The organism is Halopseudomonas pelagia (assembly GCF_009497895.1).
In the GTDB taxonomy this organism is placed as follows: domain Bacteria; phylum Pseudomonadota; class Gammaproteobacteria; order Pseudomonadales; family Pseudomonadaceae; genus Halopseudomonas; species Halopseudomonas pelagia_A.
Window position 1 is genome coordinate 1,186,152 of sequence record NZ_CP033116.1, and the last position, 15,333, is coordinate 1,201,484.

The 15,333-nt window shown below is 58.3% G+C and carries 17 protein-coding genes; 4 read left to right on the forward strand and 13 right to left on the reverse strand.

The features are described 5' to 3' along the window. Nucleotides 1-77 precede the first annotated feature (77 nt). The gene (locus EAO82_RS05600) at nucleotides 78-1,883 is read left to right on the forward strand and encodes a phenylacyl-CoA dehydrogenase (protein ID WP_096345658.1); all 1,806 of its coding nucleotides are present in this window, start codon (nucleotides 78-80) and stop codon (nucleotides 1,881-1,883) included. Between the two features lie 93 nt (nucleotides 1,884-1,976). Here the strand turns inward: EAO82_RS05600 and egtB are convergent, their stop codons facing one another. From egtB to yjgA, 3 genes are all read right to left on the reverse strand, one after another. Further along, nucleotides 1,977-3,179, reverse strand: a complete 1,203-nt coding sequence (gene egtB / locus EAO82_RS05605; protein ID WP_096345657.1) for an ergothioneine biosynthesis protein EgtB — start codon at nucleotides 3,177-3,179, stop codon at nucleotides 1,977-1,979. Beyond that, nucleotides 3,176-4,153, reverse strand: coding sequence for an L-histidine N(alpha)-methyltransferase (egtD, locus tag EAO82_RS05610; protein ID WP_174958734.1), 978 nt, complete (start codon nucleotides 4,151-4,153; stop codon nucleotides 3,176-3,178). Before egtD ends, egtB begins: the two co-directional genes overlap by 4 nt. Nucleotides 4,154-4,273: 120 nt before the next feature. Then, complete coding sequence (gene yjgA, locus EAO82_RS05615; protein WP_096345689.1) at nucleotides 4,274-4,789, reverse strand: ribosome biogenesis factor YjgA; 516 nt, start codon at nucleotides 4,787-4,789, stop codon at nucleotides 4,274-4,276. Between the two features lie 103 nt (nucleotides 4,790-4,892). On the opposite strand from yjgA, the gene pmbA reads away from it, so the two are divergent. After that, the gene (gene pmbA, locus EAO82_RS05620; RefSeq protein ID WP_096345655.1) at nucleotides 4,893-6,248 is read left to right on the forward strand and encodes a metalloprotease PmbA; all 1,356 of its coding nucleotides are present in this window, start codon (nucleotides 4,893-4,895) and stop codon (nucleotides 6,246-6,248) included. A gap of 236 nt (nucleotides 6,249-6,484) precedes the next feature. Here pmbA and EAO82_RS05625 read toward each other — a convergent pair whose 3' ends face one another. The 10 genes from EAO82_RS05625 to EAO82_RS05670 all read right to left on the reverse strand — a co-directional run bounded on the left by EAO82_RS05625 (nucleotide 6,485) and on the right by EAO82_RS05670 (nucleotide 13,411). Continuing rightward, the gene (locus EAO82_RS05625; protein ID WP_096346806.1) at nucleotides 6,485-6,757 is read right to left on the reverse strand and encodes an HPr family phosphocarrier protein; all 273 of its coding nucleotides are present in this window, start codon (nucleotides 6,755-6,757) and stop codon (nucleotides 6,485-6,487) included. Nucleotides 6,758-6,759: 2 nt separating this feature from the next. Next, nucleotides 6,760-7,614: an RNase adapter RapZ gene (rapZ, locus tag EAO82_RS05630; protein WP_096346807.1), complete on the reverse strand. Its 855-nt coding sequence runs from the start codon at nucleotides 7,612-7,614 to the stop codon at nucleotides 6,760-6,762. 3 nt (nucleotides 7,615-7,617) lie between these two features. Next, complete coding sequence (gene ptsN, locus EAO82_RS05635) at nucleotides 7,618-8,079, reverse strand: PTS IIA-like nitrogen regulatory protein PtsN (RefSeq protein WP_096346808.1); 462 nt, start codon at nucleotides 8,077-8,079, stop codon at nucleotides 7,618-7,620. 17 nt (nucleotides 8,080-8,096) lie between these two features. Further along, a complete protein-coding gene (gene hpf / locus EAO82_RS05640; RefSeq protein WP_096346809.1) occupies nucleotides 8,097-8,405 on the reverse strand; it encodes a ribosome hibernation-promoting factor, HPF/YfiA family in 309 nt (102 codons plus the stop codon). A gap of 93 nt (nucleotides 8,406-8,498) precedes the next feature. Beyond that, nucleotides 8,499-9,998: an RNA polymerase factor sigma-54 gene (locus tag EAO82_RS05645; RefSeq protein WP_096346810.1), complete on the reverse strand. Its 1,500-nt coding sequence runs from the start codon at nucleotides 9,996-9,998 to the stop codon at nucleotides 8,499-8,501. A gap of 82 nt (nucleotides 9,999-10,080) precedes the next feature. Further along, a complete protein-coding gene (gene lptB / locus EAO82_RS05650; protein WP_096346811.1) occupies nucleotides 10,081-10,806 on the reverse strand; it encodes an LPS export ABC transporter ATP-binding protein in 726 nt (241 codons plus the stop codon). Beyond that, nucleotides 10,803-11,336: a lipopolysaccharide transport periplasmic protein LptA gene (gene lptA, locus EAO82_RS05655; protein WP_096346812.1), complete on the reverse strand. Its 534-nt coding sequence runs from the start codon at nucleotides 11,334-11,336 to the stop codon at nucleotides 10,803-10,805. The genes lptB and lptA overlap by 4 nt, the downstream gene beginning before the upstream one ends. Beyond that, complete coding sequence (gene lptC, locus EAO82_RS05660; RefSeq protein ID WP_096346813.1) at nucleotides 11,323-11,910, reverse strand: LPS export ABC transporter periplasmic protein LptC; 588 nt, start codon at nucleotides 11,908-11,910, stop codon at nucleotides 11,323-11,325. Before lptC ends, lptA begins: the two co-directional genes overlap by 14 nt. Beyond that, nucleotides 11,910-12,443, reverse strand: a complete 534-nt coding sequence (locus EAO82_RS05665) for a KdsC family phosphatase (protein WP_096346814.1) — start codon at nucleotides 12,441-12,443, stop codon at nucleotides 11,910-11,912. Before EAO82_RS05665 ends, lptC begins: the two co-directional genes overlap by 1 nt. Continuing rightward, the gene (locus tag EAO82_RS05670) at nucleotides 12,440-13,411 is read right to left on the reverse strand and encodes a KpsF/GutQ family sugar-phosphate isomerase (protein ID WP_096346815.1); all 972 of its coding nucleotides are present in this window, start codon (nucleotides 13,409-13,411) and stop codon (nucleotides 12,440-12,442) included. Before EAO82_RS05670 ends, EAO82_RS05665 begins: the two co-directional genes overlap by 4 nt. Before the next feature lie 310 nt (nucleotides 13,412-13,721). Here EAO82_RS05670 and EAO82_RS05675 point away from each other — a divergent pair, with 310 nt between their 5' ends. Together EAO82_RS05675 and mlaE are read left to right on the forward strand one after the other, a co-directional pair. After that, nucleotides 13,722-14,537: an ABC transporter ATP-binding protein gene (locus EAO82_RS05675; protein ID WP_096346816.1), complete on the forward strand. Its 816-nt coding sequence runs from the start codon at nucleotides 13,722-13,724 to the stop codon at nucleotides 14,535-14,537. Continuing rightward, the gene (gene mlaE / locus EAO82_RS05680) at nucleotides 14,537-15,319 is read left to right on the forward strand and encodes a lipid asymmetry maintenance ABC transporter permease subunit MlaE (RefSeq protein ID WP_096346817.1); all 783 of its coding nucleotides are present in this window, start codon (nucleotides 14,537-14,539) and stop codon (nucleotides 15,317-15,319) included. The genes EAO82_RS05675 and mlaE overlap by 1 nt, the downstream gene beginning before the upstream one ends. The last annotated feature ends 14 nt before the right edge of the window (nucleotides 15,320-15,333 follow it).

Sequence of the window (15,333 nt, forward strand, 5' to 3'; positions counted from 1 at the left end):
ACATGATCAAACGCAGCACCCAACCGCAGCCCTGATGCTGCTCTTGAATCCCGTTATAACCGTTGAGGTCAAGTACCATGCCCGATTACAAGGCTCCCCTGCGTGACATCCGCTTCGTCCGCGACGAACTGCTGGGTTATGAAGAACACTACAAGAGCCTGCCTGGCTGCGAAGACGCCACGCCGGATATGGTCGATGCCATTCTGGAAGAAGGCGCCAAATTCTGTGAGAACGTGATCGGGCCGCTCAACCGTGTTGGCGATACCGAAGGCTGTACCTGGAGCGCTGAAGGCGTCAAGACGCCGTCCGGTTTCAAGGAAGCTTACAAGCAGTACGTAGAAGGCGGCTGGCCGAGCCTGGCACATGATGTCGATCACGGCGGCCAGGGCCTGCCCGAGTCACTGGGGCTGGCGATCAGCGAAATGATCGGCCAGGCCAACTGGTCCTGGGGCATGTACCCCGGTCTGTCCCATGGTTGCATGAACACCATCTCCACCCACGGCACCGACGACCAGAAGCACACCTACCTGACCAAGCTGGTTTCCGGCCAGTGGACCGGCACCATGTGCCTGACCGAATCGCATTGCGGTACTGACCTGGGCATGCTGCGTACCAAGGCAGAGCCACAGGCCGACGGCAGCTACAAGCTCAGCGGCACCAAGATCTTCATCTCCTCGGGTGAGCACGATATGGCCGAGAACATCGTCCACATCGTCCTGGCCCGCCTGCCCGATGCACCGGCTGGTACCAAGGGTATCTCCCTGTTCATCGTGCCGAAGTTCCTGCCCGATGCGAATGGCGAGAACGGCGAGCGTAACGGCGTTAACTGCGGTTCGCTGGAACACAAGATGGGCATCCACGGCAACGCGACCTGCGTGATGAACTTCGACGGCGCCACCGGCTTCCTCATTGGGCCGCCGAACAAGGGCCTGAATGCGATGTTCACCTTTATGAACACCGCGCGCCTGGGTACTGCACTACAAGGTCTGGCGCATGCCGAGATCGGTTTCCAGGGTGGCATCGAGTACGCTCGCGATCGCTTGCAGATGCGTTCACTGACCGGTCCGAAGGCGCCAGAGAAGGCCGCTGATCCGATCATCGTGCATCCTGATGTACGCCGCATGCTGCTGACCATGAAAGCCTTTGCCGAAGGCAACCGCGCAATGGTGTATTTCACTGCCAAGCAGGTCGACATCGTCAAGAACAGCCAGGATGAAGAGCAGAAGAAGCAGGCTGACGCATTGCTGGCCTTCCTGACGCCGATTGCCAAGGCCTTCATGACCGAAGTTGGCTTCGAAGCTGCCAACCACGGCGTGCAGATCTACGGTGGCCATGGCTTTATCGCCGAGTGGGGCATGGAGCAGAACGTACGTGATGCGCGGATCTCCATGCTGTATGAAGGTACTACCGGCATCCAGGCACTGGATCTGCTCGGCCGTAAAGTACTGATGACCCAGGGCGAGGCGCTGAAGTGCTTCACCAAGATCGTGCACAAGTTCTGCCAGAACCAGGAAGGCAACGACTCCATCAAGGAATTCGTAACGCCGCTGAATCAGGTGAACAAGGAATGGGGCGAGCTGACCATGAAGGTTGGTATGGCTGCGATGAAGGACCGCGAAATGGTCGGCGCTGCGTCAGTGGATTACTGCATGTACTCCGGTTACGCTTGCCTGGCTTACTTCTGGGCCGACATGGCTCGCGTTGCAGCCGAGAAGCTGGCCGAAGGTACTTCTGACGAAGCCTTCTACCAGGCCAAGCTGCAGACCGCGCGTTTCTACTTCCAGCGCATTCTGCCGCGCACTCGCATGCACGTAGATGCGATGCTGTCAGGCGCAGACAACCTGATGGACATGCCTGCAGAGAACTTCGCTCTGGGTTATTGATCTTTCAGGTTGTAGTGCTGAAATAGTCGTACTGAGAAAGGCTGCTCCCGCAAGGGAGTGGCCTTTTTTGTGCTGATGGCTTTAGGCCGATGGCTACCGTGCCAGACGCACGCCGCTGAATTGCCAGCGCGCCTGGGCAGGAAAGAAATTCCGATAGCTATGCCGCGCATGGCTTTCTGGCGTAGCGACCGAGCTGCCGCGCAAGACCATCTGATTGAGCATGAATTTGCCATTGTATTCACCCACCGCGCCCGCCGCTGGCTGGTATCCGGGGTAGGCGAGATAGGCGCTGTTGGTCCATTGCCATACTTCCCCATGTAGTCCCGGCAGATCCTCTGATTGTGCAGCAAGCTCCCATTCCGCTTCAGTGGGCAAACGTGCCGCGGCCCAACGTGCATAAGCGTCCGCCTCGTAGAAACTGATGTGGCTGATTGGCGCATGGTGATTGAGCGGCACTTTCCCGTGCAGGGTAAATACGCTCCAGCCCTGTGCATCGTGCTGCCAGTAAAGCGGCGCCTGCCAGCCATGCAGACCGATATGGTCCCAGGCTTCCGACAGCCACAGCTCGGGCCGGCGATAACCGCCATCAAGCATAAACGCCAGATACTCTCCGTTACTGACATTGCGCGTGGCCAGTTCGAAGGGTTCCAGCCAGACCCGATGCCGGGGCCGTTCATTGTCAAAACTGAAACCCGAGCCCTGATGACCCATTTCGATCAGACCGCCAGAATAAGTCTGGAAAGCCGCGTCGAGGTCGTCGCCCGCACGGGGTGACTGATCCGCTGACTCTGCCCGCCAGGCAGGCGCTAGTGGGTTACAGCTGAAGTGGTGCTTGAGGTCGGTGAGTATCAGCTCCTGATGCTGCTGCTCGTGTTGCAGCCCCAGCTCGATCAGATCGAGCTCTGTATCGCGGAGATCGGAATCGGCAAGCAGGGCGAGCATATGCCGATCCACATGGTCGCGGTACTGGAGAACCCGGTCCAACCCAGGACGCGTGAGCAGGCCTCGTTCGGCGCGCAGGTGTCGCTCGCCGACGCCAATGTAATAGGAGTTGAACAGGACCTTGAAGTCCGGATCGAAGGCCGGTGGCGGGCGGCTCGACTGCGCAAGCAGAAAGGTCTCGAAAAACCAACTGGTATGCGCCAGGTGCCATTTCAGTGGACTGGCGTCGGGCATGGACTGCACCTGGCAGTCCTCTGCGCTCAAGCCTTCAACCAGTGCCAGGCTGTAGGCCCGTACTGAATTGAAGCGAGCGGCCAGTGAGGCGGCACGGGGTAATGGCTGAGGCAGGCTCATGCTTGCGCCAGAAACACGCCGAACCAGTGTTGTTCGTCGCTCCAGTAATGGTGCCGGGTAAAGCCCGCTTCCGACAACATGGCGGCAAAATCCGCTGAAGTGTACTTGTGCGAGTACTCGGTCAAGATACTCTCCCCCTGATCGAAATGCCTGACGCTGCCAGCGCCCAGGCCTACGTCGTGATCCGTTTGCGACACCAGGCGCATTTCGATACGGCTGTCGCGCTGATTGAAAACCGCATCATGCTTGAAGTTTTCGAGTTGGAAATCCGCCCGCAGTTCCCGGTTGACGACGTTAAGCACATTCAGATTGAAGGCGGCCGTGACTCCCTCACGATCGTCATAGGCGGCTTCGAGTATGGCGCGGGGCTTGACCAGATCAACGCCGATCAGCAACTTGCCGTGCTCGCCACAATGCTGGCGGATGCGCCGCAGCAGTCGTAACGCATCCGGTCTGGCGAAGTTGCCGATTGAGGAGCCGGGGTAAAAAAATACCGGAGGGGCCAGCGGCTGCTCCGACAACAGATCGCGCAATTCCAGCGACTGGGTGAAATCACTGACCACGCCGATACATTCAACGCCGGGATGGCTGATCGCTATTCTGGCCAATGAATGCTGAAGAAAGTCAGCGGCAATATCGACCCCTACCAAGCGCGAGGGCTGCACCTTGTCCAGCCATTTTCTGGATTTGGAGCAATCGCCACAGCCCAGATCGATCCATTGCGCGCCGCTGGGTAAGGCGGCGGCTATCTCGGCACCGCAGTGACTGAGAATCGCGGCTTCAGTGCGGGTAGGGTAGTACTCGTCGAGCTCGCAAATATGGGTAAAGAGCTCGCAGCCGATATCATCGTAGAAATACTTGGAGTCGATGCGTGCGGCGGGTTGCAGGAGGCGTTGGCGGAGGAGTTGATGCTCCCTGGTGTGATCTTCCACCAGGGTATTTTCCAGACGTGGCACGGCGAGGGCTGGGGTCACGGTCAGATCCTGTGCATTGTGGGCTCAGAATCTGAAAGCTAGCAGTAGGTCCGTGCTTTTGCCAACCGATCGGACGACAGGTCGTACCGTTCGGCTAGCAGGCAGCAGCCCAGAGGGTCATTACATATCCGCTTCCACGGTCTCGCGGATCAGCTTGAACAACTTGCGTGCAGCGGCTGGCGGCTTGTTTTCGGCGGCTTCCTTGCTGGCCTGGCGCACCAGTTGCCGCAGCGTCTGGCGCTCGGTTTGCGGGTAGGCGCTCATAAAGGCTTGCTGCTCTTCTGCACTGCCGGTCAGCAACCGATCGCGCCAGCGCTCCATTTGATGAAAATGCTGAGCGTGCGCCTGAGTACTGCTGTCCAGCCGGTCGATATAAGCGCGAATGGCGTCTACGTCCTGATCCTTCATCAGCTTGCCGACAAAACTCAGATGGCGCTTGAGCGCGCCGCGGGCGGTGTGCCGGTGTGCTTCTTCAAGGGCAACGCGCAGTTCTTCGGTCAGCTCGAGTTTCTGTAGCTGGGCCGGCTTGAGTTCGACCAGGCGGCGGCCCAGATCGCGCATCTCTTGCAGCTCGCGCTTGACCTGAGTTTTGCTGATGCCTTCCTCGTACTGTTCGTCGTCGTAAAACTCTGTCATGGTCACCTCGTTGCGGCCCGGCTGCGGGTACGTTTCAATGCGCCATGATACCCGTTCACAGCAGCGCTGTCCGAGGTACAATGCCTGCCTTAGAGGAGATTACATGAGCCAGATTCAACCAGCCCAACTCGAAGACCCCGAAATCCTGCGCGCCGAATTGGAGCAACGGGTTGCCTTTATTCTGGACGAATCGCGTCGCCAGGGCGCGACCGCCTGTGAGGTGGGTGTCAGTCAGAATACTGGCCTGTCAGTGGGCGTGCGTCAGGGAGAGGTTGAAACCGTCGAGTTCAATCGCGACCAGGGCTTTGCGATCACACTATACGCAGGGCAACGTAAAGGCTCGGCGAGCACCTCCGACACCTCGGACGAAGCCATTCGCTCGGCTATCGAAGCTGCGCTGGGCATCGCCCAGCATGCCTCCGAAGACAGTTTCGCAGGGCTCGCCGATCCCCAGTTGATGGCCACTGAATTGCCGGATCTGGATCTCTATCATCCCTGGGCGTTGAGTGCCGAGCAGGCTATCGAGCGGGCTCTGGTGTGTGAGAACGCCGCGCTGGAGATGGACCCGCGGTTGACCAGCGACAGTGCCAATATCAGCACCCAGCAAGGCTGCCGGGTTTATGGCAACAGCAATGGTTTTATCGGCAGTTCGCTGGGCACTCGGCATAGTGCTTCGGCGGTGATGATCGTGGCATCGGATCAGGGTATGCAGCGCGACTATTGGTATGGTGTTGACCGTTTGGCGGCCAATCTGCCGAGTGCCGAGGCTCTGGGTCGCAAGGCGGCGCAGCGCACGCTGGCACGGTTAGGTACGCGCACAGTCAAAACCGCCAAAGTCCCGGTCTTGTTCGCCGCAGATCAGGCTTCGGGGCTGCTGGGACATTTGATTGGTGCGATTGCTGGCGGCGCAGTCTACCGGCAATCGACTTTTTTGCTGGATGCCATGGGTCAGCCGATATTTCCTGACTGGGTAACCATCGACGAGCGGCCCTATATGCCCCGTGCTCTCGGCAGCTCCGCGTTTGATGGTGACGGTCTGGCGACTCGCGAACAGGCGTTCGTTGATCAGGGCGTGTTGCGTAGCTGGGTCCTGGGCACCTACTCCGGGCGCAAGCTCAATTTGCCGAGTACCGCAAATGCGGGGGGCGTGCACAACCTGCACGTGACCAGCAACGCCGGCGATTTACCGGCGCTGCTCAAGGAAATGGGCACCGGGCTGTTGGTGACCGAATTGATGGGGCAGGGCATCAACGGGGTGACCGGTGACTATTCACGCGGTGCTGGGGGCTTCTGGGTGGAGAATGGCGAAATCCAGTTCCCGGTGCAGGAAGTGACTATCGCCGGCAATCTGAAAGACATGTTCGCCAATTTGCGCTGTGTCGGCTCGGATATTGAGCGTCGCGGTAATAATCTGACCGGCAGCTGGCTGGTAGACGGCATGACGGTGGGAGGGGAGTGAGACGCAGCGGCAAGCTTCAAGTTGCACGCTGCAAGCGGCAAGCGGCAAGTAAAGCCAGGGGTTTGAGAGTTCTGGGTTTGGTTTTTGGTCCGCTTGGATTCCCGCCTGCGCGGGAATGACGGGGGGGCGGCGGGAATGACGGGGGATCAGCGGAATGACGGGGGATCGGCGGGAATGACTGGGCGGGTTGTGGGATAGCTGGGTGCCGGTTACCATTTTGCAGCTTGCAGCTTGCGCTACTCCCCCTCGCCGAAATAATCCTCGATCAAGGCCAATAGTTCCTCCATGGCTTGATCCGCTTCTTCGCCTTCGCAGCTGATACAGACTTCCGAGCCTTTACTTGCGGCCAGCATCATCACTTGCATGATGCTTTTGCCGTCGACCAATTCTTCTTCGTTTCCGCCGATTTTCACCTGACAGCCATAGCGGTTGGCCACGCCGACGAATTTTGCGGCGGCGCGGGCATGCAGGCCGAGTTTGTTGATGATTTGTACGCGGGTCGTTGGCATCGTCAGGGCAGGTCGCGGTGGCGGATCAGCAGGTTCGGGATGCTTGTGGACAGTTCCTTGACCAATCGTTCGGTCAGGTAAACCGAGCGGTGATGACCGCCAGTGCAACCGATGGAAATGGTCATGTAGCTGCGTTCGCCCGCCGCGTAGCGGGGCAGCCATTTACTCAGGAACTGGTGAATATCGTCATACATTTCCTGCACTTCGGGCTGGGCTTGCAGGTAATCGCAAATTTGCGGGTCACGGCCAGAATAGGGCCTCAACTCGGCTTTCCAGTAGGGATTGGGCAGGCAGCGCACGTCAAATACCAGGTCGGAGTCGACTGGAACGCCGCGCTTGAAGCCAAAAGACTGGATCATCACTGAGGTGCCGTGGGACTGGCTGCCCAGCAAACGCTGCTTCAGCAAGTCCCGCAGCTGATACAGGTTGAGATGGCTGGTATCGATCTTCAGGCCGGCCAGATCAATGATCGGCTCAAGTAAACGTAATTCTGCGGCCAGTGCCTCTCCCAGCGAATGCGTACCATTGGTCAGCGGGTGTTTGCGTCGGGTTTCCGAGAAACGCTTGATCAGTACTTCATCAGTAGCGGCTAGAAACAGAATGTCGCATTGAACGCCGGCTTCACGCACCTGCTGCAGCAGCTCGGGAAAACGCTCCAGATCACTGGGCAGATTCCGTGCGTCGATACTGATGGCGACTTTGGGCAGATTCAAACCGGTATTATTAACCTGCTTGGCCAGCTCCGGCAGCAAGCCAGCAGGCAGGTTGTCTATGCAGTAATAGCCGTTGTCTTCCAGCAGATGCAGAGCTGTACTCTTGCCGGATCCAGAGCGTCCGCTGACGACAACCAGACGCATGGGTCAGCTCCCGTCGTCTTCGCTGGTCATGATGCGGTACAGACTCTCGGCGTCCGGTGCGTTGCGCAGGGCTTCGCGCAAGCTAGACTGATCCAGCTTGCCGGCAAGCATCTTGAGAATCTGCAAATGCTGCTCGGTAGCCTCAAGCGGCACCAGCAACACAAAAATCAGGTCGACGGGCTCGCCATCAAGGGCGTCATAGTCGATTTTGGATTCGAGTTGCAATAACGCGCCAACAGCCTTGTGACAGCCCTCCAGGCGGCAGTGCGGAATGGCGATACCATTGCCGAAGCCGGTGGAGCCCAGTTTTTCACGGGCGATGAGGCTTTCATAAATGCTGTCGGGATCAAGATGGCTATGCTGGGCGACCAGTTTGCCAATCAGCTCCAGAACGCGCTTTTTTGAAACCCCCTGCACACCGGCAAAGGTGCGCTCGGGGGTGAGTATGTGATCAATTTGCATAATGATGCGGAGAGTCTGCCTTAACGGTCGTTGACGCCTTGCTGGCGATTCAGGTTCTTTTCCTTGTACTTGATCAGTTGACGATCAAGCTTGTCCGTCAGTAAATCTATGGCTGCATACATATCCGTATGCTCGGCATTGGCGACTACTTCGCCCCCGGCCACGTGGAGTGTAGCTTCGGCCTTCTGGCGCAGCTTTTCAACTTCCAGGGTGACTTGTACGTTGGTTATCTTGTCGAAGTGTCGCTCGAGACGTGACATTTTCTCGTTGACGTAATCGCGCAATGCATCGGTGATGTCCAGTTGATGACCGCTAAGGTTCAGTTGCATACGACTTCTCCTGATTGGCTTGGAGTAACAGGGAACCGTGCTTGGCTCCCTATGGTGCCACCTGCTATCACTAAAATCGTTATTGCATGCTGGCTAGACCAGCCGTTTGCGTTCGCTCGAAGGGGCGATGTTGAGCGACTCGCGGTATTTGGCGATGGTTCTGCGGGCCACATCGATGCCCTGTTCTTCCAGTAAACCAGCGATCTTGCTATCGCTCAATGGTTTCTTCGGGTTTTCTGCTGCCACCAGCTTTTTGATCAGCGCGCGGATGGCGGTGGAGGAGAATTCACCGCCTTCTGCGGTGCCGACATGGCTGGAGAAAAAGTATTTTAGCTCGAAGATGCCGCGTGGGGTATGCATGTATTTCTGCGTCGTTACGCGCGAAATGGTCGACTCGTGCATGCCCACCGCCTCGGCGATATCGTGCAGCACCAGGGGTTTCATCGCTTCTTCGCCATGCTCCAGGAAGCCGCGCTGATGCTCGACGATCTGCGTGGCGACTTTCATCAGTGTTTCGTTGCGGCTTTGCAAGCTCTTGATGAACCAGCGTGCTTCCTGCAAATGATTACGCAGGTAAGTGTTGTCCTGGCTGGCATCCGCGCGGCGGACCATGGAGGCGTAATGATTGTTCACCCGCACCTTGGGTACTGACTCCTGGTTCAGCTCGACAATCCAGCGCTTGTTGTCACGGTGCACGATCACATCGGGAATCACATATTCGGGCTCGCCCGAGGCGATTTCCGAGCCAGGGCGCGGATTGAGCGTCTGTATCAGGCTGATCGCGCGGCTCAGTTGCTCTTCCTTCAGCCGGGTCCGGCGCATCAGTTGAGTAAAATCGCGGCTGCCGAGCAGTTCCAGGTGATCCTTGACGATCTTCTGCGCCTGTTCGAGCAGGGGGGTGTCCTTGGGAAGCTGGCGCAGTTGCAGATAGAGGCATTCACTGAGGTTGCGCGCGCCGACACCCAGAGGTTCGAACTGCTGAATGCGGTGCAGAACCATCTCTACTTCATCCAGCTCGACTTCCAGCTCGGGATCGAGCGAGGCAAGAATCTCCTCCAGGGACTCTTCCAGATAGCCGTCGGCGTTGATCGCATCGATCAACGACAGCGCTATCAACTGATCGGTTTCCGACAGCGGAATCAGGTTGAGCTGCCATTCCAGATGGCTTTGCAATGTCTCGCCAGAGCCGGTGCGGGCGGTAAAGTCCCACTCGTCGTCATCCTGGCTGGGTAGCGAGCTGGCTGAGGTCTGGTATACGTCATCCCATTGCGTGTCCACCGGCAGCTCACTGGGGATCTGCTCGTTCCAGTTGCCTTCTTCTTCGGCCTGACTGTGTTGCTCAATCGCGTCCATCGCCACCGGTTCCGGGATGGTGACCGCCGGCGCGTCATCCTTGTCCAAGCCATTTTCCTGGCTCGGAGAGAAATCATCATCGCCTTCATCAGCCATCTCCAGCATGGGATTGGCTTCCAACGCCTCCTGGACCTCTTGCTGGAGGTCCAGACTGGATAGCTGCAACAGTCGGATGGCTTGCTGCAGCTGCGGCGTCATCGTCAGCTGCTGCCCCATCTTGAGGGCGAGCGATGGTTTCATGTTTGAGCGTATTACCTTGTGCGCAATGTTAAATCGATAGCGTTAATCGACAGAATTTTAGCATGCATGGTCGGTTGAATATCTACAGGCGGAAGGCGTGCCCCAGATACACGTCTTTCACCGTCTGGTTGGCCAGGACGGTTTCAGCGTCGCCTTCGGCAATGATATGCCCGTCGTTGACGATATAGGCTTTGTCGCAGATATCCAGTGTTTCTCGCACATTATGATCGGTGATGAGTACACCGATGCCCTTGCTTTTCAGGTGCTGGATAATCTGTTTGATATCGTTGACCGATATCGGATCAACGCCGGCGAAAGGTTCATCCAGCAGAATGAACTTGGGTTCGGTGGCCAGAGCGCGAGCGATCTCCGCGCGGCGGCGTTCGCCACCGGACAGGCTCATACCCAGACTGTTGGCCAGGTGATGGATGTGGAATTCACGCAATAGCGACTCCAGCGCGTCCGCGCGGCCTTGCTTGTTCAGGTCTTTGCGGGTTTCCAGGATCGCCATGATGTTATCGGCGACGCTGAGCTTGCGAAAAATGGAGGCTTCCTGAGGCAGGTAGCCGATACCCTGGCGTGCCCGACCGTGCATGGGCAGCTTGGTCACATCCACGCCGTTGACCAGAATATTGCCTTCGTCAGCTTTGACCAAGCCGACAATCATGTAGAAGCACGTGGTTTTGCCTGCCCCGTTGGGCCCGAGCAGACCGACCACTTCGCCGCTGTTGATGGAGACCGATACATCCCGTACGACTTTGCGGGATTTATAGGCTTTGGCCAGGTGACGCGCTTCCAGTGTGGTCATGGGTTGGCCGGTTCAGTGCGTTTGCGTGGCTGGATGAGGATTTCGATCCGGTCCTGCTCGCCACCAGTGCCGCCGTCGCTGTTGGCGCGGCCGGCGTCCACCACCTCGCGGGTGATGTCATAGCTGATGTATTCACCCTGAAAGGTATTGCCGTCCTGCTCCAGAAAGGCCTCGTCGATCAGCACTACGCGGTCGGCATCGGCCAGATATTCAATAGTCTGGCCGCGGGAATCCACTGGCGAGCCGCCTTCGGGCGTCTGCTTGTAAGTCGCAGGTGTGCCCTGGCTGACAATCTTGCTCACCGCGCCCTCGGCGTCGGTGTTCAGCGTCACCCGGTTGCCGGTCAGGCGCATGCTGCCTTGGGTGATGATGACATTACCGGTGTAAATGGCGGTGTTGCTGCGGTCATCCAGCGTCGCGCTGTTGGCCTGAATGCGGATGGGTTGGTCACGGTCGGCGGCAAACACTGCCGCGGACATTCCCAGCCCCAGTACCAGGGCCGCGAGGCCCAGGGATTTAACGCACCTCATGTTGACCCCTTACGGTGGACAGCAGCTCTAGGCGGCCGTCGTTAAGATAAACCTGCATGCCGACAGCGTTGGTCACGTTGCCGGCGTTTTCGATTCTAACGCTTTGTGCGGTTTCGGCATAATTTCGCGCGGGAAACAGCGTCAGCGCCTGTGTCGTCATGCGTCGGTCGGTTTGGGCGGGATTCTGGCTCTGCAGCAAGACATTATCGGTCAGTTCAACCTGATCGCCTGCCTGCGTAACGACGCCGTGCTCTGCTTCCAACAGCCAGGGCTCACCGTCCTCCGCCCGGTAAAAAATCAACCGCGGACTCTCCAGCTTGGTGCTGTCGTCGTCGGCTTGATGGGTGGCGCGGACGCTGGTCAGTTCATAGGCCGGCGTACCCTGCTCGTTGAGCATGAGTATGCGATTGTTTTCCATGAAGAAGTCCGGCTGATTGGGATCGCTGATGGTCAGGCTGTCATTGAAGCTGGCCGGCCGGATATTGAAATAACCGATCGACAGGCCTAGCACCACCGCCAGGCCAATAAAGCCGGCAGTCAGCAGATAGCGCGGAATTTTCGGAATAGTCGGCATCAGAGGTAGGCTGCCCGGGCGTTATCAAGCGAACCCTGCGCGTACATGATCAGTTCGCAGAACTCGCGCGCTGCACCAGCTCCGCCTGATGCTTCGGTAATGCCGTGCGCATGCTCACGGACGAAAGAATCAGCGCTGGCGACGGCTATACCCAGGCCAACGCGACGCATCACCGGCAGATCTGGCAGGTCGTCGCCCAGAAAGGCAATCTGCTCCAGCTCAAAGTCCAGCACGTTGCGCAGCTCGGCCAGAGCATTGAGCTTGTCTTCGCGGCCTTGAATCAGGTGACGAATGCCCAGGTTGGCGGCGCGCTTTTCCACCAGCGGCGACGAACGGCCGCTGATAATGGCAACTTCCACCCCCGATGCCATCAACATCTTGATGCCGTGTCCGTCCAGGGTGTTGAAGGATTTGAACTCGGTGCCATCGGGCATGAAGTACAAGCGCCCGTCAGTGAGTACACCGTCCACATCAAAAATGGCCAGACGGATGGCTCTGGCGCGCTCAAGCAATTGCTGGTCTGGTCCGCTCATACAACTCCTGCGCGTAAAAGGTCATGCATATTGAGGGCGCCGACCGGGCGATGCTGCTCGTCGACGACGAAAAGGCCGCTGATCTTGCCGTCTTCCATGACCTTCAACGCTTCTGCGGCGAGTATGCCCTGTTGCACGGTCTTGCAGTTACGGGTCATTACCTCGGCAATGCCGGCAGTGCGTATATCAATGCTTTGATCCAGCGTGCGACGCAAATCGCCATCGGTAAAGATGCCGACCAGGCGTCCTTCTTCATCGGCAATGCCGGTCAGCCCCAGCCCCTTGCGAGTCATTTCCAGCAGGGCGTCGCGTAATGAGGTCGACGGGCTTACCAGCGGCATGGTTGCCTCGCCATGCATGATGTCATCTACCAACAGCAACAGCCGCCTTCCAAGCGTGCCGCCTGGATGGGAAAAGGCGAAATCTTCGGCACTGAAGCCCCGCGCTTCCAGCAGCGCAATGGCCAGGGCGTCGCCCATTACCAGCGCGGTAGTGGTGCTGGAGGTGGGGGCCAGATTGAGCGGGCAGGCTTCCTGCTCTACGCCGGTGTGCAGGTTAGCGAGCGCCGAACGGGCCATGATCGAATCCGGGTTGCCGGTAATGCTGATCAGCGGCACCCCCAGGCGCTTGAGCAGTGGCAGCAAGGTGACCACTTCAGCAGTGTTGCCGGAGTTGGACAGAGCGATAACCACATCCTGACGGGTAATCATACCCATGTCGCCATGGCTGGCCTCGCCAGGATGAACAAAAAATGCCGGGGTGCCGGTGCTGGCCAGGGTGGCGGCGATCTTCTTGCCTACATGTCCGGATTTGCCCATGCCGGTGACCACCACCCGCCCGGTACAGGCCATCAGCGCCGTACAAGCGGCATCAAAATGGTGGTCCAGCCGCTCCAGCAGACTGTTGACGGCATCGCGCTCCATCTCGATGGTGCGGCGGGCAGAAGCTATGTAGTTGAAATCAGGCATGAAGTATCTTGAGTGATGGTCTGACTGGCTAGTATAGCGCCTTGTGCCGCCCAACTCACCAGTGAGGGTGGCAGCGCTATGTCAACTTGGAGGGCCTCAGCGCCCTGACGTTCCCTTGGGTTATTGCCAGGGGGTTGTCACTAGCCCATTCCAGCAGTGGGCGCTTGATCCGCGCGCCCAATTGATTAGCAGATATTGCCTAAGCAACCAATTGTTCGACGGTTACTTGGGCTGCCTAACGCAAACTGATATATTAGCGCGTTCAAATTGCCCGCCGCAGTATGGCAGCTCCGAGAAGCCTGATTCATTTATGACCGACTCTTCAGACTATATCGTTGACCTGAAAAAGGTAACTTTCAGGCGCGACGACCGCCTTATTTTTGATGGGGTGGATATTCGCATACCCCGCGGTAAGGTGACCGGGATCATGGGTCCCAGCGGTTGCGGCAAGACCACGCTGCTGCGCCTGATCGGTGCGCAACTGCGCCCGGAAAGCGGCGAAGTGCTGGTCAATGGCCAGAATATTCCGCAGCTCAAGCGCGAGGCCTTGTTCGAGGCTCGTCAGCATATGGGCATGCTGTTCCAGAGCGGCGCGCTCTTTACTGATCTGTCGGTGTTCGAAAACGTCGCCTTTCCGCTGCGCGTGCACACTGATCTTAGCGAAGAGCTGATCCGCGATATCGTGCTGCTCAAGTTGCAGGCCGTGGGCCTGCGCGGTGCCCATGCGCTGATGCCGGACGAGCTGTCCGGTGGTATGAAGCGCCGTGTTGCCCTGGCTCGAGCCATTGCACTGGATCCCGAACTGATGATGTATGACGAGCCTTTCGTTGGCCAGGATCCTATTTCCATGGGTGTGCTGGTGCGGCTGATTCGCTTGCTCAACGACGCGCTGGGTTTGACCAGCATCGTGGTGTCGCATGACCTGGCCGAGACGGCAAGCATTGCCGACTATCTATATGTAGTAGGTGACGGCCAGGTGCTCGGGCACGGCAAGCCGGACGATCTGATGCATTCGGACAATCCGCGTATTCGCCAGTTCATGCTCGGCGAGCCTGACGGCCCTGTGCCTTTCCATTATCCTGCGCCGTCCTTTATGGACGATCTGCTCAAAGGGAAGAGCCAATAATGCGAACCCTGACTGACAGAGTGGCGCTGATGGGGGCCTCGGGGCTGAATGTGCTGGCGGCGCTGGGCCGCTCCGGCGTGTTCTTGTTTCAGGCCCTGTGCGGGCGCTCGAATTTTGGCAGCGGCTGGACGCTGTTGCTCAAGCAGCTGTATGCGGTCGGCGTATTGTCGCTGGCGATTATTATTGTGTCCGGCCTGTTTATTGGTATGGTGCTCGCCCTGCAGGGCTTCAACATTCTGAGCACTTACGGTTCGGAACAGGCCGTGGGGCAGATGGTTGCCCTGACGTTGCTGCGGGAGCTGGGGCCGGTGGTGACTGCGCTGTTGTTCGCCGGTCGTGCTGGCTCGGCCTTGACCGCCGAGATTGGCTTGATGAAGGCCACCGAGCAGCTGTCCAGCCTGGAAATGATCGGCGTCGATCCGCTCAAGTATGTGATTGCGCCGCGGTTGTGGGCCGGCTTTATCTCCATGCCGCTGCTGGCAATGATTTTCTGCGTGGTGGGTATCTGGGGTGGTGCGATGGTCGCAGTGGACTGGCTGGGTGTGTATTCCGGCTCCTACTGGGCCAATATGCAGAACTCCGTGACCTTCTCGGATGATGTGGTCAACGGGCTGATCAAGTCCGTGGTGTTTGCTTTTGTGGTGACCTGGATCGCGGTGTTCCAGGGCTATGACTGCGAGCCTACCTCCGAGGGTATAAGTCGTGCGACGACCCGCACCGTAGTCTATGCGTCACTGGCTGTTCTCGGCCTGGATTTCATTCTTACCGCGTTGATGTTCTGATCAGCCAAGGAAAC